General features: G+C 73.4%; 19 protein-coding genes. 3 read left to right on the forward strand and 16 right to left on the reverse strand.

Features of this window, described 5'->3' with window-relative positions:
• Positions 1-32: 32 nt before the first annotated feature.
• The 10 genes from GMA12_RS06445 to GMA12_RS06490 form a co-directional block, all read right to left on the reverse strand.
• A complete protein-coding gene (locus GMA12_RS06445; protein ID WP_062736845.1) occupies positions 33-2,357 on the reverse strand; it encodes a RelA/SpoT family protein in 2,325 nt (774 codons plus the stop codon).
• 202 nt (positions 2,358-2,559) lie between these two features.
• Positions 2,560-3,579: a protein translocase subunit SecF gene (gene secF, locus GMA12_RS06450; RefSeq protein WP_170301031.1), complete on the reverse strand. Its 1,020-nt coding sequence runs from the start codon at positions 3,577-3,579 to the stop codon at positions 2,560-2,562.
• Positions 3,579-5,399 carry a protein translocase subunit SecD gene (gene secD / locus GMA12_RS06455; protein ID WP_156268277.1) on the reverse strand — a complete coding sequence of 607 codons (1,821 nt, stop codon included), beginning with the start codon at positions 5,397-5,399 and terminating at the stop codon, positions 3,579-3,581. The genes secF and secD overlap by 1 nt, the downstream gene beginning before the upstream one ends.
• Positions 5,400-5,489: 90 nt before the next feature.
• Positions 5,490-5,939: a preprotein translocase subunit YajC gene (gene yajC, locus GMA12_RS06460; protein WP_162459564.1), complete on the reverse strand. Its 450-nt coding sequence runs from the start codon at positions 5,937-5,939 to the stop codon at positions 5,490-5,492.
• A 100-nt stretch (positions 5,940-6,039) separates the two neighbouring features.
• The gene (gene ruvB / locus GMA12_RS06465; RefSeq protein WP_156268279.1) at positions 6,040-7,161 is read right to left on the reverse strand and encodes a Holliday junction branch migration DNA helicase RuvB; all 1,122 of its coding nucleotides are present in this window, start codon (positions 7,159-7,161) and stop codon (positions 6,040-6,042) included.
• Between the two features lie 2 nt (positions 7,162-7,163).
• Positions 7,164-7,805, reverse strand: coding sequence for a Holliday junction branch migration protein RuvA (gene ruvA, locus GMA12_RS06470; protein ID WP_162459565.1), 642 nt, complete (start codon positions 7,803-7,805; stop codon positions 7,164-7,166).
• A gap of 90 nt (positions 7,806-7,895) precedes the next feature.
• Entirely contained in the window at positions 7,896-8,492 is a 597-nt protein-coding gene (ruvC, locus tag GMA12_RS06475; RefSeq protein WP_162459566.1) for a crossover junction endodeoxyribonuclease RuvC, read from the reverse strand.
• Between the two features lie 26 nt (positions 8,493-8,518).
• Positions 8,519-9,280 (reverse strand): YebC/PmpR family DNA-binding transcriptional regulator, encoded by a 762-nt coding sequence (locus tag GMA12_RS06480; RefSeq protein WP_156268281.1) that lies wholly within the window; start codon positions 9,278-9,280, stop codon positions 8,519-8,521.
• Between the two features lie 251 nt (positions 9,281-9,531).
• A complete protein-coding gene (locus tag GMA12_RS06485) occupies positions 9,532-10,254 on the reverse strand; it encodes a type 1 glutamine amidotransferase (RefSeq protein ID WP_156268283.1) in 723 nt (240 codons plus the stop codon).
• A 16-nt stretch (positions 10,255-10,270) separates the two neighbouring features.
• Positions 10,271-11,578, reverse strand: a complete 1,308-nt coding sequence (locus GMA12_RS06490) for a Mur ligase family protein (RefSeq protein ID WP_156268285.1) — start codon at positions 11,576-11,578, stop codon at positions 10,271-10,273.
• Positions 11,579-11,736: 158 nt separating this feature from the next.
• Between GMA12_RS06490 and GMA12_RS06495 the strand changes: the two genes are divergently transcribed.
• The 3 genes from GMA12_RS06495 to GMA12_RS06505 all read left to right on the forward strand — a co-directional run bounded on the left by GMA12_RS06495 (position 11,737) and on the right by GMA12_RS06505 (position 14,944).
• A complete protein-coding gene (locus GMA12_RS06495) occupies positions 11,737-12,456 on the forward strand; it encodes a GAF and ANTAR domain-containing protein (RefSeq protein ID WP_156268287.1) in 720 nt (239 codons plus the stop codon).
• 11 nt (positions 12,457-12,467) lie between these two features.
• On the forward strand, positions 12,468-12,752 hold the full coding sequence (locus GMA12_RS06500) for a hypothetical protein (RefSeq protein ID WP_156268289.1): 285 nt from the start codon (positions 12,468-12,470) through the stop codon (positions 12,750-12,752).
• A gap of 92 nt (positions 12,753-12,844) precedes the next feature.
• A complete protein-coding gene (locus tag GMA12_RS06505; protein ID WP_156268291.1) occupies positions 12,845-14,944 on the forward strand; it encodes a M3 family metallopeptidase in 2,100 nt (699 codons plus the stop codon).
• Positions 14,945-15,035: 91 nt separating this feature from the next.
• On the opposite strand, the gene GMA12_RS06510 is transcribed toward GMA12_RS06505, so the two are convergent.
• The 6 genes from GMA12_RS06510 to GMA12_RS06535 all read right to left on the reverse strand — a co-directional run bounded on the left by GMA12_RS06510 (position 15,036) and on the right by GMA12_RS06535 (position 24,550).
• Positions 15,036-15,614 carry an HIT family protein gene (locus GMA12_RS06510; protein ID WP_162459567.1) on the reverse strand — a complete coding sequence of 193 codons (579 nt, stop codon included), beginning with the start codon at positions 15,612-15,614 and terminating at the stop codon, positions 15,036-15,038.
• Positions 15,611-17,728: a threonine--tRNA ligase gene (gene thrS / locus GMA12_RS06515; protein ID WP_156268293.1), complete on the reverse strand. Its 2,118-nt coding sequence runs from the start codon at positions 17,726-17,728 to the stop codon at positions 15,611-15,613. The genes GMA12_RS06510 and thrS overlap by 4 nt, the downstream gene beginning before the upstream one ends.
• A 276-nt stretch (positions 17,729-18,004) precedes the next feature.
• Complete coding sequence (locus GMA12_RS06520) at positions 18,005-19,009, reverse strand: DUF2382 domain-containing protein (RefSeq protein ID WP_156268295.1); 1,005 nt, start codon at positions 19,007-19,009, stop codon at positions 18,005-18,007.
• Positions 19,010-19,214: 205 nt separating this feature from the next.
• Positions 19,215-22,583: a DNA polymerase III subunit alpha gene (locus tag GMA12_RS06525; protein WP_162459568.1), complete on the reverse strand. Its 3,369-nt coding sequence runs from the start codon at positions 22,581-22,583 to the stop codon at positions 19,215-19,217.
• A 63-nt stretch (positions 22,584-22,646) separates the two neighbouring features.
• Positions 22,647-23,615: a TIGR03885 family FMN-dependent LLM class oxidoreductase gene (locus tag GMA12_RS06530; RefSeq protein ID WP_156268297.1), complete on the reverse strand. Its 969-nt coding sequence runs from the start codon at positions 23,613-23,615 to the stop codon at positions 22,647-22,649.
• A gap of 95 nt (positions 23,616-23,710) precedes the next feature.
• A complete protein-coding gene (locus GMA12_RS06535) occupies positions 23,711-24,550 on the reverse strand; it encodes a fumarylacetoacetate hydrolase family protein (protein WP_162459569.1) in 840 nt (279 codons plus the stop codon).
• Between the last annotated feature and the right edge of the window lie 16 nt (positions 24,551-24,566).

Consider the following 24,566-nt stretch of genomic DNA (forward strand, 5'->3'; position numbering starts at 1 on the left):
CGGACGCCGGCGGCGGCGCCGGTGCCACCGGCTCAGCGGGAGGACGGCTCCGAGATGGGCCGGTTGCCGGAAGTGCGGTAGACGTCGTAGACCCCGTCGATCCGGCGGACCTGGTTGAGCACGTGGTCCAGATAGCGCGGGTCGCCCATCTCGAAGGCGAAGCGGGAGATGGCCAGCCGGGCCTTGGAGGTGTGCACCGAGGCGGCGAGGATGTTGACGTGGTTCTCCGAGAGCACCCGGGTGACGTCCGAGAGCAGGGACTTCCGGTCGAGGGCCTCCACCTGGATCTCCACCAGGAACACGCTGGACTGCGTCGGGGCCCACTCCACCTCCACCACCCGCTCGGTGGAGGTCAGCGCCAGCATGTTGACGCAGTCCTTGCGGTGCACCGAGATGCCGGCGCCCCGGGTGACGAAGCCCATGATCTCGTCCGGCGGCACGGGCGTGCAGCAGCGGGCGAGCTTGACGTAGACGTCCGTGGCGCCCTTGACCACGACCCCGGAGTCGGACACGCGCGGGCGCACCGGCTGGGTGGCGATGGTCGTCTCCGCGAAGTCCTCCTCCGCGCCGTCGGCCCCGCCCAGGTTGCCGACGATCTTCTCCACCACGTCCTGGGCACTGACCACGTCCGAGCCGATGGCCTCGTAGAGGGAGCTGATGTCGGTGCGGTGGAAGTCCTGGGCCACCGCCAGCAGGGACTCCTGGGTCAGGGTGCGCTGCAGCGGCAGGTGGTGCTTGCGCAGGGCGCGGGTGAGGGCGTCCTTGCCCTTCTCGATGGCCTCCTCGCGGCGCTCCTTGGAGAACCACTGCCGGATCTTGTTGCGCGCCCGCGGGGACTTCACGAACTTCAGCCAGTCCTGGGAGGGCCCGGCGTGCTCCGACTTGGAGGTGAGCACCTCCACCCAGTCCCCGTGCTGCAGCTCCGAGGACAGCGGCACGAGCTTGCCGTTGACCCGGGCGCCGATGGTCTTGTGCCCCACCTCGGTGTGCACCGCGTAGGCGAAGTCCACCGGCGTGGAGCCCGCCGGCAGGGCCATGACCTCGCCCTTGGGCGTGAAGACGTACACCTCGGAGGTGTTGATCTGGTAGCGCAGGGAGTCGAGGAACTCGGAGGAGTCCTGCGTCTCCTCCTGCCAGGAGACCAGGGAGCTCAGCCACGCGAGGTCCCCCTCCTGCGCCTTGGGCGTGGCGGAGTTCGCCTGGTTGGCCTGGTCCTTGTACTTCCAGTGGGCGGCCACGCCGTACTCCGCGCGCCGGTGCATCTCGTGGGTGCGGATCTGGATCTCCACCGGCCGCCCGTCCGGGCCGATCACCGTGGTGTGCAGGGACTGGTACATGTTGAACTTCGGCATGGCGATGTAGTCCTTGAACCGCCCCGGCAGCGGCCGCCACCGCGCGTGCAGCGCGCCCAGCGCCGCGTAGCACTCCCGCACCGTGTTCACGAGCACCCGGACCGCCTGCAGGTCCTGGATCTCGTCGAAGTCCTTCCCGCGCACGATCATCTTCTGGTAGATCGAGTAGTAGTGCTTGGGACGGCCCGTGATGGTCGCCTCGATCCCCGCCTCGGAGAGGTCCAGGGCGATCCGCTCCCGGATCTTGGCCAGGGAGCGCTCGCGCTGGGGCTGGCGCTCCCCCACCATCCGCACGATCTCCTCGTAGACCTTGGGGTACAGCGCCGCGAAGGCCAGGTCCTCGAGCTCCCACTTGATGGTGTTCATGCCCAGCCGGTGGGCCAGCGGGGCGAAGATCTCCAGGGTCTCCCGCGCCTTCTTCGAGGAGGAGGACTGGGAGACGAAGCGCCACGTGCGGGCGTTGTGCAACCGGTCGGCGAGCTTGATGACGAGCACGCGGATGTCCTTGGCCATCGCCACGATCATCTTGCGCACCGTCTCGGCCTGCGCGGCGTCCCCGTACTGGACCTTGTCCAGCTTCGTCACGCCGTCGACGAGCGCGGCCACCTCGTCGCCGAACTCCGCGCGCAGCTGCTCGAGCGTGTAGTCGGTGTCCTCGACCGTGTCGTGCAGCAGCGCGGCGACCAGGGTGGCCCCCGTCATGCCCAGCTCGGCGAGGATCGTGGTCACGGCCACGGGGTGGGTGATGTAGGGGTCCCCGCTCTTGCGCTTCTGCCCCTCGTGGCACTTCTCCGCGACCTTGAACGCGCGCGCCAGGACCTCGATGTCCTCCTCCGGGTGGGTGGCGCGCACGGTGTGCAGCAGCGGCTCCAGGATCGGCGAGTGGTCCATCGGCCGGCCGGAGAGGTAGGACAGGCTGGAGCGGGTGCGGTCGCTGCGGCCCGGGAACACGGCCCGGCCCTGCAGCGGCCGGGAGGCGGGCACGACGTAGTGCGTGCCGGCCATGTCCGAGCGGCGCGGCGGTGTCGGGGCGGTGCCCTGGCCGGCGGGGACGACCCCGTCGTCGGACGAGCTCATGACCGTAGCTCCCTTCCCATCGATGCGACCGGGGCGGCGGCCGTGCGGCCGCCGCCCCGGTCGTCGAGCTGACGTGTGCTGCTGTGCGGCGGGTCGCGGCTGCGCGGTCCGCCCTGCGGTGGACCTCAGTCTAGTGCGCCGCGGCCTCCTCGGCGGCACGTTCGGCCCGGGCGCCCACCCGCGCCTCCTGCTGGCGCACGTCCGCGTCCCGGGAGCGCAGCAGGGCGTACATCGGCGAGGCCACGAACAGGGTCGCGACGGTGCCCACGATGATGCCGACGAACAGCGACAGCGACAGGTCCTTGAGGGTGCCCGCGCCGAGCACGAGCCAGCCGATGAACAGGATCGAGCCGACGGGCAGGATGCCCACCACCGAGGTGTTGATGGAGCGCACCAGGGTCTGGTTCACGGCGAGGTTCACCTGGTCGGAGAACCGCCGCCCCGACCGTTCGGGCGGGGCCGTGCCGTCGAGCAGGCCCTCGGTGTTCTCCCGGACCTTGTCGAAGACCACCACGGAGTCGTAGAGGGAGTAGCTGAGCACCGTGAGGAAGCCGATGACCGCGGAGGGGGTGACCTCGAAGCCCACGAGGGAGTAGACCCCGGCGGTGATCGCCACGGTCGCGATCATCCCCGCGATCGCCGAGACGGACATCTTCCAGGTGCGGAAGTACAGGGCCATCAGCACGGTCGCCAGCACCACGAACGCGACGAGCCCCTGCAGCGCCTGCTGGGTCACGCCGGCGCCCCACGTCGGTCCCACGAACGTGGAGGTGACCTCGTCCTCGCTCACGCCGTAGGCCTCGACCAGGGCGTCCTTGACCGCGAGGGTCTCGTCGTCGTCGAGCTGCTCGGTCTGCACCCGGACGGTGCCGGGGGCGATGTTGGTGACCTCGACCTCCGCGGCGTCCGAGGACGCCGCGACGGCCTCGCGGCCGGTCGCCACCTCCGGGTCGGCCACCGCGGAGACGGTGAACTCGGAGCCGCCGGTGAAGTCGATGCCGAGGTTGAACCCACCCTTGGCCACGGGCACCAGCAGGGAGAGCCCCACGAGGGCGGCGGCGATCGCCAGCCACAGCTTCGCCCGCCCCACGAAGGGGTAGGAGGTGCGCCCGCTGTGCAGGGCGTTGCCGAAATCAGCGAACCGGGACATCAGGCGTTCTCCTCGGGGGTGCGGGCCGACGACGACGCGCCGACCGGGGCGTCCTGCGGTGCGGGCTCGCCGGGCCGGTCCGGCGGGACCTCCTCCGCCGCGCGGCGGCGCCGCTCGGCGATGGTCAGCCCGTCGCCGGTGCCCGGCTCGCGCAGCCGCCCGGCGCCGCGGTACAGGGGCACCGCGTCGAGGGCCTCCGGGTTCAGCCCCGAGTGCCTGCCGCCGCCGCCGAAGTAGCGGGTGCGCGCGAGCAGCACCATCACGGGGTGGGTGAACAGGAAGACCACGAGCAGGTCCGCGATCGCGGTCAGCCCGAGGGTGAAGGCGAAGCCGCGCACGTTGCCCACCGCCACGAAGTACAGCACCACGGCGGCCAGCAGGTTCACGGCCTTCGACGCGAGCACGGTCTGCCGGGCCCGCCGCCAGCCGTGGTCGACCGCCGCGGGGATGGAGCGGCCGCTGCGGATCTCGTCGCGGATGCGCTCGAAGTAGACGATGAAGGAGTCGGCGGTCTGGCCGATCGCCACGATCAGGCCCGCGACGCCGGCCAGGGAGAGCCGGTAGTTCGCCGACCAGCCCAGCAGGGTGATGGCCAGCCAGGTGAGCACGCCCGCGACCACGAGCGAGCTGATGGTCACGAGCCCCAGCAGCCGGTACTGGAAGAGGGAGTACACGCACACCAGCACCAGACCGATGATCCCGGCGATGATGCCCATCCGCAGCTGGTCGGCGCCCAGGGTCGCGGAGATCTGCTGCTCGGACTGGATCTCGAAGCTCATCGGCAGCGCCCCGTACTTCAGCTGCTCGGCGAGGAAGCGGGCCTGGTCCTCGGTGAAGCTGCCCGTGATCTGCGCCTGTCCGTCCGAGATCACCGCGTTCATCTGGGGGGCGGAGACCACCTGGCCGTCCAGCAGGATGGCGAACTGGCTGCGAGGGTCCTCGGGGGTGGACTGGCCGATGCCGTAGAGGCGCTCCGAGAGCTGCTGGAAGCGCTCGGTGGCGTCCGGTCCGAACTGCAGGTTCACGGCGAACTGGTTCAGGGACGCCCCCTGGGAGTTCTGCGCGGTCCCGTAGGAGGCGTCCTCGATCCCGGTGCCCTGGATCTCCACCGGGCCCAGGAGGTACTTGGTCCCGGTCTCGGGCTCGCAGGCGACCACGGGCGCGTCGGCGTCCTGGGCCTCACGCTCCTCGGGGGACTGCGGGGCGGTGCAGTCGGTCTCCTCGAACTGCCGGTACAGCTCCGGGGTGATCCAGCTGGGGTCGGAGGAGTCGGCGGGCTCGGCGGCGGGCTCGGGCAGCTCGTCCTCGGGCACGCGCTGGTCCTCGGGCACGGGCTCGGCGGCCGCGGTGGTGAGCACGGGACGGAAGTTCATCTGCGCCGAGGTCTGGATCAGCTCGCGGGTCTCGGCCGAAGGCACCCCGGGCATGGAGACCACGATGGTGCTGCCGGACTGGGTGGCGATCTCGGCCTCGGCGACGCCGGAGCCGTCCACGCGCTGGCGGATGATCTCCACGGCCTGGTCCAGCTGCTCCGGGGTGACCTCCTGGCCGGCATCCTCCCCCTGCAGGGACGGGGAGAGGATCATCTGGGTGCCGCCCTCGAGGTCGAGGGCGAGCTTGGGCCCCCACCCGGTGCGGTCGGTGCCCGCGCCCCAGGCGAGGAGCCCGCCCAGCAGCGCCAGCAGCACGAGCAGCCCGATCAGGGAGCGGCGCGCGCCCGAGAGGGCGGCCCGCACGCCGGAGCGCGCCGGCGCGGTGCTCCCCCCGCCCCGTCCGGGAGCGGGGGGAGCACCGGAGGTCTTGCGTGTGGTCAGTGCCATGGTCTTCCTTACGCACCACGGCCCGGTCGTCCCGGGCCTGCTCATGGGAACGGGCCGACCAGCGGTCGGCCCGTCGCCCCGAAGGGGGGATCAGTCGTTGCGCGGTCCGGGATCGCGCCGGGAGTCGTCGTCCAGCGGATCGACCGGACCGGACCCGGTGCCGTCGGTGTCGCGCACCTCCGGCTCGGCCGGTGCCGCGGTGCCGGCGGCGGGGGCCGCCTCCTCGACGACGGTGGTGACGGTCTGCAGGTGCACGGTCACGGCGGTGCCCGGGGCGATCTCCAGGACGACCTTGTTCGCGTCCCGGTCGATCGAGCGGACGGTGCCGTAGAGGCCGTAGTTCGTCATCACCTCGGTGCCGGGGGCCATGGCCGCCTGCTTCTCCTTGACCTGGGCCATCGCCTTCTTCTGCCGGCGCATGGGCAGCCAGACCAGCAGCACGAGGGCCACGAGCATGAGCGGCAACAGCCAGGAGGTGCCGCCTCCGGTGGGCTGGGCGGCCTGGGCGGAGAGGGACTGGGTGAGGAGGAGCGAGCTCACGGACTTCCGTTCGATCGATGGTGGGTGTCCGTCCCATGGTAGGTGATGGAACCCGGAGCGTCCCGGACGTCCACCGGCGGATCCGCGCGGCGGCCGCGGATCAGTCCTCGAACAGGGGCGGGGCGTCCTCGTCCGCGGACGGGCTCGCCGCCGCGCCGAAGGCCGCCCGCAGACCGGGATCCTGGAACGCCGCGTGCTCCGGCACGGCCAGGCCCAGGTGGTCCCAGGCGGCCGCCATGGCGATCCGCCCCCGGGGGGTGCGCCCGAGCAGGCCCTCGCGCACCAGGTAGGGCTCGGCCACGGTCTCGACCGTCTCGGTCTCCTCCCCCACCGCGATCGCCAGCGTGGACAGGCCCACCGGCCCCCCGCCGAACTTCGTCACGAGCGCCTCGAGCACCGACCGGTCCAGGCGGTCGAGGCCGCGGGCGTCCACCTCGTACATGTCCAGGGCGGCGGAGGAGGTGCGGGCGTCGATCCGGTCGATGCCGTGCACGAGCGCCCAGTCCCGCACCCGGCGCAGCAGCCGGTTGGCGATGCGGGGGGTGCCCCGGGACCGGGAGGCCACCTCGGCGAAGCCCTCGGCGGTCATCGCCAGGTCCATCAGCCCCGCCGAGCGGCGCAGCACCAGCTCGAGCTCCTCCACGGAGTAGAACTCCAGGTGGCCGGTGAAGCCGAAGCGGTCGCGCAGGGGGCCGGGGAGCAGGCCCGCCCGGGTGGTGGCGCCCACCAGGGTGAAGGGCGGCAGGTCCAGCGGGATGGAGGTGGCACCGGCGCCCTTGCCGACCACGATGTCCACCCGGAAGTCCTCCATGGCCATGTACAGCATCTCCTCGGCGGGCCGGGACATGCGGTGGATTTCGTCGAGGAACAGCACCTCCCCCTCGGTGAGGGAGGACAGGATCGCCGCGAGGTCGCCGGCGTGCTGGATGGCCGGGCCGGAGGAGATCCGCAGGGGCGCGCCCATCTCCTCGGCGATGATCATCGCGAGGGTCGTCTTGCCCAGCCCGGGCGGGCCCGAGAGCAGGACGTGGTCGGCGGAGCGGCCCCGCAGCCGGGAGGCCTCCAGCACCAGGGACAGCTGCTGGCGCACCCGCTTCTGCCCCACGAACTCGTCCAGGTTGGCCGGGCGCAGGGCCGACTCCAGCTGCTTCTCGTCGGGCTCGTCGACCGGGGAGACCAGCCGGTCGCGGGCATTCACGGCGGCGCCGTCCTCGCGGGCCATGCTCAGGCCCCCCGCTCCGCGCCGGTGCGGGCACCGGCCTTGGCGGCGCCCAGCCACGCGAGCACGGTGCGCAGGATGGCGGACACGTCACCGGAGGCGCTCAGCTCCTCGCGGCCGGCGAGGGCGTCGGCGATGCCGCGGGCGGCGTCCTTCTCGTTCCAGCCCAGCCCCACGAGGGCCTCCAGCACCTGCTCCCGCCAGGGCTCCACGGGCGCGGCGGCGGCCGGGGCGGGGCGGTCGGGGACGATCAGCTTGTCGGCCAGCTCCAGCATGATCCGGCGGGCGCCCTTGGGGCCGATGCCGGGAACGGTCGTGAACGCCTTGGCGTCACCCTGCGCGATGGCGCGGTGGACATCGTCCGGGCCGAGCACGGAGAGCACGGCCAGGGCGGTGCGGGGGCCGACGCCGCTGACCCCGAGCATGATCTCGAAGACCTCGCGCTCGGCGGGGCTGCGGAAGCCGAACAGCAACGGGGACTCGTCCTTGCGCGCCACGTACGCCGTGTCGAGCCGGACCTCTCCCCCGATCCGCAGCCCGGACAGCGTCTCGGGGGTCGCCTGGACCTGGACGCCGAAGCCGCCCACCGCCACGACGGCGGTGGTGAGGCCGACGTGCTCGACCTGTCCCGTGATGGACGCGATCACCGCGCAACTCCTTCCCGTGCCCGGCGAGGGCCGAGGACGGTCGATCGAACAGGTCTACGAATGACGACCACTCTAGCAGTGGACACCGACTCAGCGGCGCCCGCCTCGCTTGGCACGATGCTCCGCCTCGGCCCAGGCGCGCTGGGCCGGTGTCATCCCGGAGCGGGCGTCGGCCAGGGGACGGGCGCCCTGGTGCGTCTCGGTCCGGGCCGTCGCGTCCAGGCCCGTGCCGCCACCGCGCCAGCCGTGGCAGATGGCGATGGCCAGGGCGTCGGCGGCGTCGGCGGGCCGGGGCGCCTCCTCGAGTCGCAGGATCCGCACCACCATGCGGGCCACCGAGGCCTTGTCGGCCCGCCCCTCGCCGGTGACCGCGGCCTTGACCTCGGACGGGGTGTGCCAGGCCACCGGCACGCCGTGGCGGGCGGCCGAGGCGATGACGGCCCCGGAGGCGTGGGCGGTGCCGATCACCGTGTTCACGCTGGTCTGGGCGAACACCCGCTCCAGGGCCAGGGCGTCGGGGCGGTAGCGCTCGATCCACCGTTCGGTGGCCTCCCAGATCCGCAGCACGCGCACGTCGAGCGGGTCGGCGGCGTCCGTACCGGCCACGCCGACGTCCACGAAGGACGCGGTGCGGTTGCCGGCCATGTCGATCAGGCCGAACCCGCACCGCGTCAGTCCGGGGTCCACCCCGAGGATCCGCTGCGTGGCCGTGGTCAGTCCTCGGCGTCGAGCTGGGCGAGGACCTCGGCGGGGATGTCCGCGTTGGAGTAGACGTTCTGCACGTCGTCGAGCTCCTCCACGGCCTCGACGAGGCGCACGAACTTCCGGGCGCCCTCGGCGTCCAGCTCGACCAGCATGCTCGGGCGGAACTGGGGGTCGTCGTTGTTGTACTCGAGCCCGGCCTCGTCGAGGGCGGCGCGGATCGCGGGCAGGTCGGTGGCCTCGGAGACGACCTCGAAGACCTCCTCCTGCTCCACGACCTCGTCGGCGCCCGCGTCCAGGACGGCCATGAGGACGTCGTCCTCCGTGAGCCCGTCGGTGCGGGTGACCTCCACGACGCCCTTGCGCTCGAAGAGGAAGGCCACGGACCCGGAGTCGGCCATCGTGCCGCCGTTGCGGGTCACGGCCACGCGCACCTCGGAGGCGGCGCGGTTCTTGTTGTCCGTGAGGCACTCGATGTACAGGGCCGTGCCCTGCGGGCCGCGGGCCTCGTAGAGGATCTCGGTGTAGTCGACGACCTCGCCGGTCAGCCCGGCGCCGCGCTTGATCGCCCGGTCGATGTTGGCCACCGGCACCGAGTTCTTCTTGGCCTTGGACACGGCGAGGTCCAGCGCCGGGTTGCCCGCGGTGTCGGGCCCGCCCATGCGAGCGGCCACCTCGATGCCCTTGATGTACTTGGCGAAGGCCTTGGCGCGCTTGGCGTCGATCGCGGCCTTCTTGTGCTTGGTGGTGGCCCACTTGGAGTGACCTGACATGCGTTCCTCCTCGGAAGTCGTGACGGGACGTGGTGCTCGGGGCTCGAGAACCGCCGGCCGCGTCCCGGAGCGGCCCGTCCGGGCGGCAGGCCGGGACGGACCGGAAAAGTCCTGCTCCATCCTACCGGGTGCGGCGCCGCCCGCTCCCGGCGGCCTGCGGAAACCGGCCTGCGGACACGGGCCTGCGGAAACCGGCCAAGGGGAACGGGTCGGCGGAAACGGGCCGGCCCGAGCGGTGCAGGGCGGACGGATCAGCGCGGACGGGCCGCGGCGACCTCCCGGGCGCGCTCGGCGAGCGTGTCGTCCAGCGGCTCGGCGTCGAAGGTCCCGAACCGGCGCTCCACCGCGGCCCGGATGAGGTGGTCGGCCACGGCGGGGTTCTTCGGCAGCATCGACCCGTGCAGGTAGGAGGCCACCACGTGGTGCACGCGTGCGCCCTCCGTGCCGTCCTCGCCGTTGTTGCCGGCGCCCTTGCGCACCGTGCCGAGCGGGGCCTGCCCGGGGCCCAGCCGGGTGATCCCCGAGTGGTTCTCGTAGCCCACCACGGTGCCGAACTCCGGGGACTCCAGGACGATGTTGCCGATCAGGCGCGTCGGCCCGCCCACCGTGGTGACGTCCAGGATCCCGATCCCGGGCAGGGTCTCCCCGGCGCCGGTGCGGAACTCGTGGCCGAAGAGCTGGTAGAGCCCGCAGATCGCCAGCATCGGCACGCCGTCGGCGGCCATCGCGCGCAGCTCCGGGGCGATCCGTTGCAGGTCCTCCTGGACGCGGAACTGCCCGGAGTCCTGGCCGCCGCCGCCCACGAGGAGGTCGGCGTCGGCGGGGAAGGGGTCCCCTGGGTCGTGGTCGGACAGCCGCACGGCGTAGCCGTACTTCTCCAGCCGGCGCTTGAGGGTCAGCGTGTTGCCCCAGTCGCCGTAGATGTTCATGTCCCGGGGATAGAGCTGGACGAGGTGGACGGTGCGGTCGGTCATGGGGGGGGGGCTCCGCTCAGATCTCGGCGACCTCGGCCACGCGGGACAGCTCCCGGCGCAGCTCGAGCATGGACGTGTAGGTGCAGAAGACGCGCATGGGCCGGTCGCCGGCGGCGGCCACGAAGCGCCGCAGCGCGTCGCCGAGGTCGGGGACGACGTCGTGCACGGGGACCTCGTCGTAGTCCAGGCGCAGGGCCATGTCCCACGCGCGGGTGCCGCCGACGACGTCCACCCCGGCGTCGCGCAGGGAGTGGAAGTCGACGTCCCACAGCCAGGACACGTCCCGGCCGTCGGCGTACTCGTCATTGATGGTGACCATGGTGGCGTAGTCGCCGGGACGGGCCGAGGCCAGGGACAGGCGGAACCCGGCGGGGTTCTTCACGAGCAGCAGCTGCAGCGGCCGGCCGTCGACGTGGATGGTCTCGCCGCGCCCGAACGCCGGGGTGACGCGGGACAGCTCGTCCACCAGCGCGGGGCGGTCCGCGTCCGGTCCGGCGACGGCGAGCACCAGCGCCAGGGCCGCGGCCGCGTTGTAGATGTTGTAGACGCCGTAGAGCTCCACGGTGGCCTCGACGTCCTCGCCGCCCACCGTGAGGTGCACCCGGTTCGCCGCGAAGGAGGTCAGCTCCACCTCGGCGGCCGGGCGCGGGGCGAGCTCGCGCTCGTGGTCCTCCTCGGCCTCGGGCCCGCCGGCGGAGCGCATGTCGTCGTCGGAGGGGAACATGCGGCGCAGCTGCGGCGCGAGGCCGAACCAGCGCACGTCGGTGCCGTCCGGGACGTGCTCGGCCAGCGACACGATCCGGGGGTCCTCCCGGTTGAGCACCACGGTGCCCGTGGTGGCCGCGGCGATCTGGGCGAGCATCCGGCGGGTCGTGTCGATCTCCCCGAAGCGGTCGAGCTGGTCGCGCATGACGTTGAGCAGCAGCGCGTGGCGGGGCTTGACCTGCTTGACGAAGTGCACCGCGTGGGCCTCGTCGAGCTCGAGCACGGCGATGTCGGCGTCGAGCCGGCCGGTGAGGCTCATCTCCCCCAGCAGGGCCGCCGCCACGCCCCGCACGAAGTTGGAGCCGGTGCGGTTCGTGAAGACCTTGTACCCCTGCGAGCGCAGCAGCTGGACGGCCATCTTGGTGGTGGTGGTCTTGCCGTTGGTGCCGCTGACGACCACGACCCCGTGCGGCAGCCGCCCGAGCTGCTCCGCCACGAACCCGGGGTGCAGCTTCTCCATCACGAGGCCGGGGAAGGCGGAGCCTCCCCCGCGCAGGGTCGTCAGGTACCGGATGCCTTGGCCGAGCAGGCGCACGTGGGGTCTGGACATGCGCTCCATCCTAGGGCGTGCGGACGGCCCGCTCGTGGCGCGGCGGCCGGACGGGCGATCGGGTGCGCCCTGTGGGACGTGCGCGTACGCTGGACGCACCAGGACCGGAGCCGGTGGCCGCGGTGGTTTCCCCGGCGCCGGTCGGATCCTGCGGACGGAGGGAACGGGTGGAGACCGACAGCCCCATGGCCGAGCTGAGCATGGTCTTCGCCCGGCTGAGCGGCATGCTGCTGAGCGAGGACGGCGCCGCGGGTGCGGCGCGGCGGCTCGCGGAGGCGGCGTGCGTGCTGGTCGACGGGGCGACGGGGGCGGGGGTCTCGCTCCTGGACGAGGCCGGCCGGCGGAGGACGACCGGGTCCACCGGCGGGTCCGTGGACGCAGCCGACGCCCTGCAGTACGAGCTCGGGGAGGGACCCTGTCTCAGCGCCTGGGCCACCGGGGTGGCCCAGCGGGTCGAGGACACCACCGAGGACCGGCGCTGGCCGGCCTGGTCCGCGGCCGCCGCCGGCGCGGGGATCCGCGCGGTGCTCAGCGTGCCGCTGGTGCGCCAGGACCGCGCCCTGGGGGCGATGAAGGTCTACGCGGCCGCCCCGCACGCCTTCACCGCCCAGGAGGAGCAGGTGCTGAGCCTGCTGGCCGAGGCCGCGGCCGTGCTGCTGGGCTCGGCCCTGGCCCCGGAGGCGCCGAACCGGCTCAGCGCCTCGCTCCGGGCCGCCCTGGCCGACCGCCGGGCCATCGACCTCGCCACCGGGATGCTGATGGAGCGCCACGGCACGGACGCGCAGAGCGCCCGCGTCACCCTGCTGCACGCCTCCCGCGCCCTGGACCTGCCCATGACCCGCATCGCCTCCCGGGTGCTCGAGCGCGCCCCGGACCCCGAGCTCTGATGGGCGCCCCCGTGGACGACGACGGAGCCGCGCAGCAGGCCCGCCTGCTGCGCCTGGCCGTCGAGGGTGCCGGGGTCGGTCTGGGCCGGCTGTGGATGGACTACTTCAGCCTGGGCGGTGACGCCGGGACGGTGGAGGTCGACGCCTACCTGCACGAGTGCCTCGGGCTGCCGGCCTTCCAGCGCGATCTCCTGGCCCACGCGGCCAACGGGCTGCTCCGGCCGGGGGCGCCGCGCGCCCCGTACTCCGTGGACCTGCCCGGCGCCCCCCGGGACCCGGGCGCGGCCCCCGACTGACCGGGGACGACGGCACTGCCCCGGCGCCGCCCCGGCCCGGTAGGGTGGCTCAGCGAACGTGCCCGCCCATCGAGCCCGACAGGGACTGAGCCTTGGACAACCCCCTCCTGCGCCCCAGCGAGCTGCCCTACGAGCTGCCGGACTTCCGGAGCATCCGGGAGGAGCACTTCCTGCCGGCCTTCGAGGCGGCGATGGCCCAGGACCTGGAGTGCGTACGGGCCGTCCTGGCCGACCCCGCGCCTCCCACGTTCGCGAACACCGTCGAGGCCCTCGAGCGCGGCGGGCTGGCCCTGGACCGGGTCGAGTCGGTCTTCTTCACCCTCACCGCCGCGCACAACACCGCCGGCATCCAGCAGATCTACCAGGAGCTCGCGCCGCGACTGTCCGAGCACAGGGCGGACTTCACGCTCGACAAGGAGCTCTACTCCCGGGTCCGGCGGGTGGACCGCACGGACCTGCAGCCCTGGCAGCTGCGGGTGCTGGACGAGTACGTCTCCTGGTTCCAGAACTCCGGGGCGGAGCTGGGCCTGGACGACCAGCAGCGGCTGCGGGAGGTCAACGACGAGCTCTCCGCGCTGAGCATCCGGTACGGCAACGACCTGCTCCGGGAGGTCAGCGCCTCCGCCGTCGTGGTGGACGACCCCGAGGCGCTGGACGGGATGGACCCTGCGGACATCGAGGCCGCCGCCTCCGCGGCCGCCGAGAACGGCCACCGGGGACGCTATCTGCTCACGCCCGCGCTGTTCACCGTCCAGCCGGTGCTGTCGGTGCTCACGGACCGTGCGCTGCGCCGGCGGATCCACCTGGCCGCCGTCCACCGGGGCACCGGCGAGCTCGACGCCGAGGGCTCGCAGAGCCGCACGGACCTGCGCCCCCTGGCCGCGCGGATCGCCCGCCTGCGCGCGGAGCAGGCGCGGCTGCTGGGCTACCGCAGCCACGGCGACCACGTCATGGCCGGCAGCACCGCCCCCTCCCCCGAGGCGGTGCAGGAGATGCTCGAGCGGATCACCGGGCCCGCGGTGCGCAACGCGCTCGAGGAGCGCGCCGAGCTGGAACGGCTCGCGGGCCACCCGATCGAGGCGTGGGACTGGCCGTTCTGGGCCGAGCGGCTGCGCCGGGAGCGCTTCCGCGTGGACGCCTCCGCGCTGCGGGAGTACTTCGAGCTGGAGTCGGTGCTCGAGCACGGGATCTTCCGCACCGCCCGCGAGCTCTACGGGCTGGTTTTCACCGAGCGCCCCGATCTGCACGGCTACCTGCCGCAGGTGCGGGTGTGGGAGGTCACCGACGAGCACGGGCAGGGGGTGGGCCTGTTCCTGGGCGACTGGTTCACCCGGCCCACCAAGCAGGGCGGGGCCTGGATGGGCTCGCTCGTGCACCAGAACCGGCTCACCGGGCAGCGGCCCGTCGTCGTCAACAACGCGAACTTCACCCGCCCGCCCGCCGGGCGGCCGAAGCTGCTCACCCTGGACGAGGTGGTCACGGTCTTCCACGAGTTCGGCCACGCCCTGCACGGGCTGCTCTCGGACGTGCACCTGCCCTCGTTCTCCGGCACGAAGGTCCCCCGCGACTTCGTCGAGTACCCCTCCCAGGTCCACGAGATGTGGGTGCTGCACCCGGACGTCGCCCCGCACTACGCCCGGCACCACCGCACCGGGGAGCCGGTCCCGGAGGCCGCCCTGGCCGCCCTGCGGCAGGCCGCCGCGCACGGGCAGGGCTTCCGGACCGTGGAGTACCTGGCCTCCACGTGGCTGGACCTCGCCTGGCACGGCATCGAGGACCCGGCCCGGCTGCCCGACCCGCGCACCGTGGAGCAGGAGGCCCTGGAGCGGGCCGGGATCGACGTGCCCGGCATCGCCCCGCGCTACCGGACCGGGTACTTCAAGCACATCTTCGCCGGTGGCTACTCCGCCGGGTACTACGCCTACATCTGGTCCGAGATCCTCGACGCGGACACCGCCCGGTGGTTCACCGCCCACGGCGGGCTCACCCGGGAGAACGGACGCCGCTTCGCGGAGGAGGTGCTCTCCCGCGGCAACGAGACGGCCCCCCTCGAGGCGGTGGAGGCGCTGCTGGGCCGGCGCCCGCACCTCAGCGCCCTGCTGCAGCGGCGCGGGCTGCTGCCCCGCGAGGAGTTCGTGCACCGGCGGCGGGGCGCCCCGGCACCGGAGGCCGCGGACCCGGACCGGGCCTGAGCAGCCCACGACCGAGCGCCCCGGGACCGATCGGGTCCTGACCGGTCGGTCCGGGCACCCGGCGGGGCCGCGGCCCGGTGCGGGCCCGGGGTCAGGCCTCCGGCCAGGCGTCGGCGATGTCCTGCCGGGTGTCCCCGAGGGTCTGCATGATCGCCTTGGTCCCGGCGAGCACGGGCATGAAGTTCGCGTCCCCGTTCCAGCGGGGCACCACGTGCTGGTGCAGGTGCCCGGAGAGCGATCCGCCCGCCGCGGCCCCCAGGTTGATCCCCACGTTGAAGGCGTGCGGGGAGGCCACCCGGCGGATCGTCGACACGGCGGTGCGGGTCAGGTCCGTGAGCTCGCGCAGCTCCTCCTCCCCCAGCTCCGTCAGGTCGGCCACGTGCCGGTACGGGCAGACCATGAGGTGCCCGGGGTTGTACGGGAAGAGGTTGAGGATCACGAAGCAGTGCTCGCCGCGGTGGACGATCAGGGACTCCTCGTCCGCGCGCTGCGGGCCGTGGCAGAACGGGCACCCGGGGTCCTCCCGCACGGACGGATCCTCCCCGCGCACGTAGGCGAGCCGGTGCGGGGTCCACAGCCGCTGGAAGCTGTCGGGCACCCCCGGGATCTCGAACTCGTCCTGGCGGATCCAGTGGTGCGGAGGCCCGCCCTCGGGCGCCCGGCCGCTCACTGCCCGACCCCGGCCGTCTCCGCGGCGGCGTGCGGGTCCTCGGGCAGGGCGGCCGTCGGCTCCTCGTTCACCCGGCGCTGGATGTGCGCCACGATCCGCTCGACGGCCTCGCCGACCGGCACGCCGTTGTCCTGGGAGCCGTCGCGGAACCGGAAGGACACCGCGTTGGCCTCGGCGTCCTCCCCGCCGGCGATGAGCACGAACGGCACCTTCTCCTTGGAGGCGGTGCGGATCTTCTTGGGGAACCGGTCCGAGCCGGCGTCGAGCTCCACGCGCACCCCGCGGGCCCGGAGAGTGTCCACCACGCCCTGCAGGTAGTCGTTGAACGCCTCGGCCACCGGGATCGCCACCACCTGGACGGGGGCCAGCCATGCCGGGAACGCCCCGGCGTAGTGCTCCACGAGCACGCCCATGAAGCGCTCCACGGAGCCGAACAGCGCACGGTGGATCATCACCGGGCGCTGCCGCGTGCCGTCCGCGGCCTGGTACTCGAGGTCGAAGCGCTCCGGGAGGTTGAAGTCCAGCTGGATGGTCGACATCTGCCAGGTCCGCCCGATGGCGTCCTTGGCCTGGACCGAGATCTTCGGGCCGTAGAAGGCCGCGCCCCCGGGGTCCGGCACCAGGTGCAGCCCGGACTCCGCCGCGACCTCGGCCAGGGTCGCCGTGGCCTCCTCCCACAGCTCGTCCGAGCCCACGAACTTCTCCGGGTCCTTGGTGGAGAGCTCCAGGTAGAAGTCGTCGAGCCCGTAGTCCTTGAGCAGGTCGAGGACGAACGTGAGGGTGGTGGTCAGCTCCGCCTTCATCTGCTCACGGGTGCAGTAGATGTGGGCGTCGTCCTGGGTCATGCCCCGCACCCGGGTCAGGCCGTGCACCACGCCGGACTTCTCGTAGCGGTAGACCTGCCCGAACTCGAACAGCCGCAGGGGCAGCTCGCGGTAGGACCGGCCGCGCGAGCGGAAGATGAGGTTGTGCATGGGGCAGTTCATGGGCTTGAGGTAGTAGTCCTGGCCCTGCTTGGTGAGCTGGCCGGTCTCGGCGTCGCGCTCCTCGTCCACGTGCATGGCCGGGAACATGCCCTCCCGGTACCAGTCCAGGTGCCCCGAGACCTCGTAGAGGTGGCCCTTGGTGATGTGCGGGGTGTAGACGAACTCGTAGCCGGCCTCGGTGTGGCGGCTGCGGGAGTAGTCCTCCATGGTCTTGCGGATGATCCCGCCCTTCGGGTGGAACACCGGCAGGCCGGAGCCCAGCTCGTCCGGGAAGGAGAACAGGTCCATCTCCGAGCCGAGCCGGCGGTGGTCGCGCCGCTCGGCCTCGGCGAGGCGGTCCTTGTAGGCCTTCAGCTCCTCCTTGGAGGGCCACGCCGTGCCGTAGATGCGCTGCAGCTGCTTGTTCTTCTCGGAGCCGCGCCAGTAGGCGGCGGCCGAGCGCATGAGGGCGTAGCCGTTGCCGATCAGCTTGGTGTCCGGCAGGTGCGGGCCGCGGCACAGGTCCTTCCAGACCGTCTCCCCGGTCTTGCGGTCCACGTTGTCGTAGATCGTCAGCTCGCCGGCGGCGACCTCCACGGACGCGCCCTCGGCGGCGGCGTCCACGTCCCCGCCGGAGCCGGGGCCCTGGGACAGGCCGATGAGCTCGAGCTTGTACGGCTCGTCCGCCATCTCGGCCCGGGCCTCCTCCTCGCTCACGGCGCGGCGGCGGAAGGACTGGGTGGAGTTGACGATCCGCTGCATCCGCTTCTCGATCGCCTTGAGGTCCTCCGGGGTGAACGCCTGCTCGACGTCGAAGTCGAAGTAGAAGCCGTCGGTGATGTACGGGCCGATGCCGAGCTTCGCGTCCTCGTGCAGCTGCTGCACGGCCTGGGCCATCACGTGGGCCGTGGAGTGGCGCAGCACCTCGAGCCCCTCCGGCTCCGAGATCAGCACCCGCTCCACGGCGTCGCCGTCGGCGAGCGCGGTGGCGAGGTCCCGGAGCACGCCGTTGACGCGGGCGACCACCACGGAGCGCTCCTCGCGGTACAGCTCCGCGGCGGAGGTGCCGGCCCCCACCGTGCGCTGCTCGCCGTCGACGGTGATCGTGAGGGGTGCGGACTCGGGCTGGTGCTCCGGCGCGGTGGTCATGGGGAGGGGTCTCCTTCGGTCGGCAACGGCACGCACCCGTACGGGGGGCACGCGGCAGCGGCACCGGCGGGCGGCGCGCACTGCATCGATGGTACCCGTCCGGTGCGGTGCCGACCGGTGGGAGCGGTGAGGCCGGGCCCGGGCGGCCGCGCCCGGCACCCCGGGCCCGACAGGACCCCGCCCCGGGCCCGGCGGGGTCCGGCACGACGACGGGCCCGGCACGACGACGGGCCCCCGTCACCTCGCGGTGACGGGGGCCCGGAACGATCGGTGCGATCAGATGCGGTCGCGGCGATCGCGGTCGGTGAGGCCGGCGCCGCGCTCGGCGTCGGTCTCGACCTCGACCTGCTCCTTGCGGACGTCGGCCTCGACGCGCTCGGTGTCGCGGACGGTGTCCTTCTCGATCCCGACCTTCTCGACGCCCACGGTCTCCTTGGCGACGACGGGGCGCTCCTCGTGGAGGGTCACCTCGACGTCCTCCTCGCCGATGGTGCCGGCGGTGGCCTCGGTGCCGCTGAGCGGAGTGCGCTCGACCCGGACCTCCTCGCGCTCGACGGGGACGTCGACGGTCTCGCGCTCGGTCACCACGTACTTGCGCAGGCGGGCGCGGCCCGTCTCCTGCTGCTCCTTGCCGACGTGCAGCCGCTCCTCGTGGCGGACCACGCCGTTGTCGGCGCGGTCGGTGAGGTCCCGGTCGCGGTCGGTGAGGTCGCGGTCGGTGACGCTGCGGTCCACGTCGGCGATCCCGGCGGTGCTGTTGCGGTCGGTGACGTCGCGGTCGGCGGTGCCGCGGTCGACCTCGGCGTAGCCGGCGGTGCCTGCGGTGCCCGCGCCGGGCACGGCGTTGCGGTCGGTGCCGAGCGTGTCGCCGGCGTCACGGCCGGTGGTGCCGGTGCCGGTGTAGTCGGTCGTGGCGTAGTCCGTCCGGCCGTCGCGGTCACGGTCACGGTCGCCGCCGGTGCCGGTGCCGGAGTAGTTCATCTTGTAGTAGCGGTAGATCTCCTCCTCCTCGGTCGGGGAGAGGTGCTGGTCCGCGTCCACGTTCGGGGCGTCCTTGACCACGCCCTTGGCGTAGGGGAGCACGAGGCGGTCGCCGTCCTGCCGGGCGCCCTCGACCGGGACGAAGCTCTCCTTGGTGCCAAACAGACCGGTGTTGACGGTCACGAAGGTGACCTCTTCGGTGTTGTCGTCCAGGAAGACCTGCTCGATCTTGCCGATCTTGTCGCCGTCCGAGTCGTAGGCGGTGGCCGAGAGCAGTGCGTTGACGTCGTACGTAGCCATGAGAACTCCTTCTCTTGATCTGCTGGAGAACGGGCACCCGGGAGGGGCCCGTCGCGGACGGATCCCGCCGGGGGGCGGGGTGCAGTTCGTCCGCTGTTATTAGTAACCATACTGGCTATCAGCCCGCTGGCCAATGGATTCTCCGAGAGTGAAACTGCTGGATCCGCGCCGGTCCTGCGCGCATGATGTTCCGCCCACGGGCCGCTCACCGGGCGGGTGCGCGATCCGGCGAGCGGGCCGAGGAGCGGACGGCCGCCGGGGTCGCCGGGTCGGCGAGGTCCCAGGCCTGCTCCGCGCTGAGACTGATCCCGCGGGGGCCCGTGCGCCGGGTGCGCCCGCGCACCAGCAGCAGCCGCGTGCCGAACAGGTGCTGCCCCGAGCGCTCCTGGGCGTCGGGGAAGAAGGCGCAGTCCACCGCGCCCGTCCCGTCGTCGAGACTGACGAAGACCACCCGCCGGCCGCTGCGCATGGGCGGGGTCATGGTCGAGACCCGCACGCCCGCCACGAGCACCTCGGACCGGTTGCGCAGCTCCAGCAGCCGCTCGGCGGGCACGACCCCCAGCTCCCGCAGCAGGGGGGACCAGCTGTCCAGGAGGTGCGCCGAGACGTCGACCGCGAGCAGGTCCAGCTCGGTGCGCACCTTCTCCTCGACGGTGGGCTCGGGCCGCTCCGCGGGCAGGCCCCGCAGCTCCAGGTCCCCCAGGTCCAGGGCCAGCTGCCCCTGGACCTCCCGGCTCCCGGGGTCCCGGGGCGGGCGGGCACTGTCCGCCCGGACGCGCAGGGCGTGCACCAGGTCGGCGCGGGAGGCGGCTCCCCCGGAGCGGCGCAGCAGGCCGTCGAAGGCGCCGACGGCGGCGAGGCGCTCGAGGGTGCGCCGGGCGGGGCGGGCCCGCTGCCGCAGGTCCGCGAGCGAGGCGTAGGGCTGCCCGGCCACGATCCGGCGCACCTCGGCCTGCGAGACCCCGTGGATGCCCGTCAGGGCCAGACGCACCCCCAGGCGCCCGGGATCCTCCGCCAGCCGCTCCACCCGGTAGTGCTCGTCGGAGCGGTTGACGTCCACCGGCAGGACGGGGATGCCCATCCGCCGTGCCTCCCCCACGAGCAGGCGCTTGGGGTACATCCCGGGGTCGTGCTCCCAGAGCCCGGCCAGGAACGCCTCCGGGTGGTGGGCCTTCAGCCACGCGGACTGGTAGGTGGGCACCGCGAAGGCCGCGCCGTGGGCCTTGCAGAAGCCGAACGAGCCGAAGGCCGCCAGGATCCCCCACACCCGGTCCACGACGTCCAGCGGGTACTCCCGCTCCCGCGCCCGTTCCCGGAAGTACGTCTCCACCTCGAGCTGCCGGTCGGAGCCGAGCCGGCGGCGCAGCTCGTCGGCCCGGGCGAGACCGCAGCCGGTGAAGGCGTCGAGGATGCGCAGGACCTGTTCGTGGAAGACGGTCACCCCGTGGGTCTCGGCGAGGATCGGGTCGAGGCGCGGATGGACGGAGGCGGGCCGGGACCAGCCGTGGCGGTGCTCCAGATAGGGCCGGACCATGTCCGAGTGCATGGGGCCGGGGCGGAAGAGGGAGATGTCCACGATGAGGTCGCCGAAGCTCGTCGGCGCCATCTTGCCGATGAGCTCGCGCTGGCCCGGGGACTCGATCTGGAAGCAGCCCAGGGTGTGGGTCGAGCGGATGAGCTCGAACGTGGCCTCGTCGTCGACGGGGACGGACTCCAGGTCCAGGCGGGGCCGTCCCGGGTGGATGCGGGCCACCTCCTCGACGGCGTGGGCGAGGGCGGACTGCATGCGCACGCCGAGGACGTCGAGCTTGAGCATGCCCATGGGGTCCATGTCGTGCTTGTCGAACTGGCTCATCGGCATCCCGGCCCCGCCGGTCTGCACCGGGGTGCGGTCCAGAAGGGAGCGGTCCCCCAGGATCACCCCGCACGGGTGCATGGAGATGTGCCGGGGCAGGCGGTCCAGGCGCTCGGTGAGGTCCACGAGCAGGTCCAGCTGCTTCTCCCGGGACACCTGCTCGGCGAACTCCCGCAGCTCCGGCTGGCGGGCGAGGGTCTCGCGCAGGGCCGAGGCCGGCAGGTGCCACAGCTGCTTGGCCACCGTGTCCACGGTCTCGGGGTCCAGCCCGAGGGCCAGCCCCGCGTCCCGGACGGCGCCGCGGGCCCGGTAGGCGTTCTGCATGCTCATGAGGCTCACCCGCTCCGCGCCGAAGCGGTCGAAGATCCCCCGGTAGACGCGGTGGCGCTGGGCGGACTCGACGTCGATGTCGATGTCCGGCAGGGTCGAGCGGTCGGGTGAGAGGAAGCGCTCGAAGAGCAGGTCGTGCTCCAGGGGGTCGACCTGGGAGACGTCGAGCAGGTAGTTGACGAGCGAGGAGACCCCCGAGCCGCGGGCGGCGTGCCGGACGCCCATCGCCCCGATCATCGCGGAGACCTCGGCCACGGTGAGGAAGTAGGAGGCGAAGCCCAGCTCCCCGATCACCCCCAGCTCCCGGTCCAGCCGGGACCGCACCGCCGGGCTCGCCCGGCGGCCCGGGTAGCGCCGCGCCAGGCCGGCCTCGCAGCGGGTCCGCAGCTCCGCGGGCGCCGGGCGCCGCAGGCCCAGCACGGAGGCCTCGGGCACCACCGGGCGCCCCCAGCCGCAGTCGGACACCGGGTCCAGGCGGCTCCGGTCGGCGATCCGCTGGGTGCCCGCCAGCAGGGCCGTGGCACCCGCGGTCCCGAGGTCGGCGGCCCGGGCGATCTCCTCGGCCAGCGAGCGCATCTGCCGGGTGGACTTGAGCCAGCCCTGGCCGTTGGGCTGCAGCGGCTCCGCCGGGGGCGCCCGCCGGTCGGGCGCGCCCCCGCCGCCGGGCGGGCCGGTGCGGCCGAGGGCCTCGAGCGGGGTGAGGGCGCGGGCGGCGTCGAGGACGTCGGCGGTCGCCGCCTCGGCGGGGGTGGCGTAGCGCACCGCGTTGGTCAGCACGGGGGTCAGTCCCGCCTCCACGGCGGCGCGCAGCAGCCGGGCCGCGTGGGAGGTGCTGCACGCGGTGCCGGGGGCGGCCAGGTGGGTGACCACCTCCACGGCGAGCGCCTCCGCCGGCAGCCGGGCCCGCCAGCGGGCCAGGGCGGCGCGGCCGGCGCGGTAGCGGCGGGCGGCGAGCTCCTGCCCGACGTCGGAGGCCGGCCCGAGCAGCACGGTCAGCAGGGGGCCCGGGCGCCCGGGGCGGACGGCGTGGGCGGCGATCTGGTCCGGGTCCACCCCGGGCGGGCCGCCGCCGGCGTGGGCGGCGGAGACGAGCCGGCACAGGGCCGCGTAGCCGGCGCCGGCGGTCCCGCCGGCGGCGAGGACCAGCACGCGGCCCAGGACGCGCTCGCGCCCGGGGCCGTACAGGGCGAGGTCGGCGCCCAGGACGGGGTCGATGCCGTGCTCCCGGCACGCGCCCAGGTGCTTGACCGCGCCGTAGAGCCCGTCCCGGTCGGTGCAGGCGAGCACCCCCGCGCCGTCCGCGGCGGCCGCGGCAGCGAGGGCGGAGGGCCGGCTCACCCCGTAGTGGGCGCTGAAGGCGGTGGCGACGTGCAGGTGCGGAAAGCTCACACCGGTATTCGAATATGTGTTCGAACTTAAGTCAATTGCAAACGCCGGGGCGGGGCGAGGGGATCACGCCCCGGCGAGCTGGGGCAGCACGGCGCCCCCGAAGGCGTCGAGGAAGGCCGTCTGCTCCTGTCCCACGTGGTGCAGGTGGATCTCGTCGAAGCCGAGCTCGGCGTACTCGTGCAGCCACTGCGCGTGCCGGCCGAGGTCGGCGGAGACGTTGACCGCCCCGGCGATCTGCTCGTCCCCGACGTCCTGCTGGACCGCCTTGCGCTGGTAGTCCTGCGGGGAGGCGAGCTCGGCCATGGTGACGGGGTCGAAGACGTTGGTGCGCCACTGGTCGAAGGCGATCGCCCGGGCCTGCTCCTGGGTGGGCGCCCAGCTCAGGTGCACCTGCAGGGCGGCCCGCCCGGTGCCGCCGGCCTCGCGCCAGGTCCCGAGCATCCGGCGCAGGTCCTCGAGGGGCTGGTTGACGGTGATGAACCCGTCGGCCACGGGGGCGAAGCGGCGGACGGTGGTCGGGGTGAGGGCGGCCACCAGCAGGGGCGGCGCGACCTCCGGGGGGTCCCAGACCCGGGCGCGGTCGGCGTGCAGCGGTGCGCGGTGGCTGACCTCCTCCCCCGCGTGCAGGCGGCGGACGACGTCGAAGCTCGCCTCGAGGAACTGCTGGCGCTGCTCCTTCTCCGGCCACTCGGGGCTGACCGGGCGCTCGTTGAGTCGCTGCCCGCTGCCCAGGGCGGCCCAGAGCCGGCCGGGGAACATGCGGGCGAGCGTGGCCGTGGCCTGGGCGGTGACCACGGGGTGGTAGCGCCGGCCCGGGGCGTGCACGAACCCGAACGGCAGCTCCGTGGTGGCCAGCGCCGCGCCCAGCCAGGACAGGGCGAAGCCGGAGTGGCCCTGGTGCGGGGACCACGGCTCCAGGTGGTCGGAGCACATGGCGGCGCCGAAACCGGCCAGCTCGGCGTGCCGGACGTCGCGCAGCAGCTGCTCGGGCGGGATCTGCTCGTGGGAGGCGTGGAAGCCGATGGTCGCCATGGGGCCCTCCGGTCGGGGTCGGGTGCGGGGTGGGTGCCGTCGGCCGGCCCGGTCGGCGCGGCCCGGCTCGGGAGGTCCGGTTCGGGAGGTCCGGGTCAGGGGGTCCGGGCCAGGAGCTCCTCGGCGGGGGTGCAGACGTTGCGCAGCTGTCCGATGCCCTCGATCTCGGTGACGACCTCCTGGCCGTCGCGCAGCCAGATCCGGCGGGGCTTCTGGGCCAGGCCCACCCCGGCGGGGGTGCCGCAGGCCACGAGGTCCCCGGGCTCGAGGGTCAGGAACCGGCTGAGGTACTCGACCAGCGCCACGGCGGAGAAGATCATCCGGTTGGTGCCGGAGTCCTGGTGGAGCACGCCGTCGACGCTGCACCGGATGGCCAGCCCCGCCTCGGGGTCGACCTCGTCCGGGGTCACGACCACGGGCCCCACCGGGGTGGTGCGGTCGAAGTTCTTGCCCTGGAACCACTCGGAGGTCCGGCCCTGCCAGTCCCGCACCGAGATGTCGTTCATGATCGTGTACCCGGCGATGGCGGCGCGGGCCTGCTCCGGTGTGGCGTGGCGCAGGGGCGAGCCGATCACCACGGTCAGCTCCGCCTCCCAGTCGATCTTCTCGGACTCCTCCGGCATGGCGATGGGGTCGGTGGGGCCGATGAGCGCGGTGGCGTACTTGGCGAAGATCGTGGGGTGCTCCGGGATCTCCTGGCCGACCTCCTCCGCGTGGTCGTAGTAGTTGAGCCCCGCGCACAGGATCTTGCCGGGGCGCAGCACGGGCGGCGCCAGCTCCTCCGGGGCGGGCGCGGAGCCCGGCTCCCCGGCCAGCCGCAGGTCGCCCCCGGCGAGGAGGGCCCCGACGTCGGGGACGGGCAGGTAGACGGTCTCCCCCGCCTCCTGGCGGAAGGCCTGGGTGGTGCCGTTCCGTCGCACGGTGCCGAGTCTCACGGGTGCCGCCTTTCTG

This window comes from Kocuria sediminis, assembly GCF_009735315.1.
Taxonomy (GTDB): Bacteria; Actinomycetota; Actinomycetes; order Actinomycetales; family Micrococcaceae; genus Kocuria; species Kocuria turfanensis.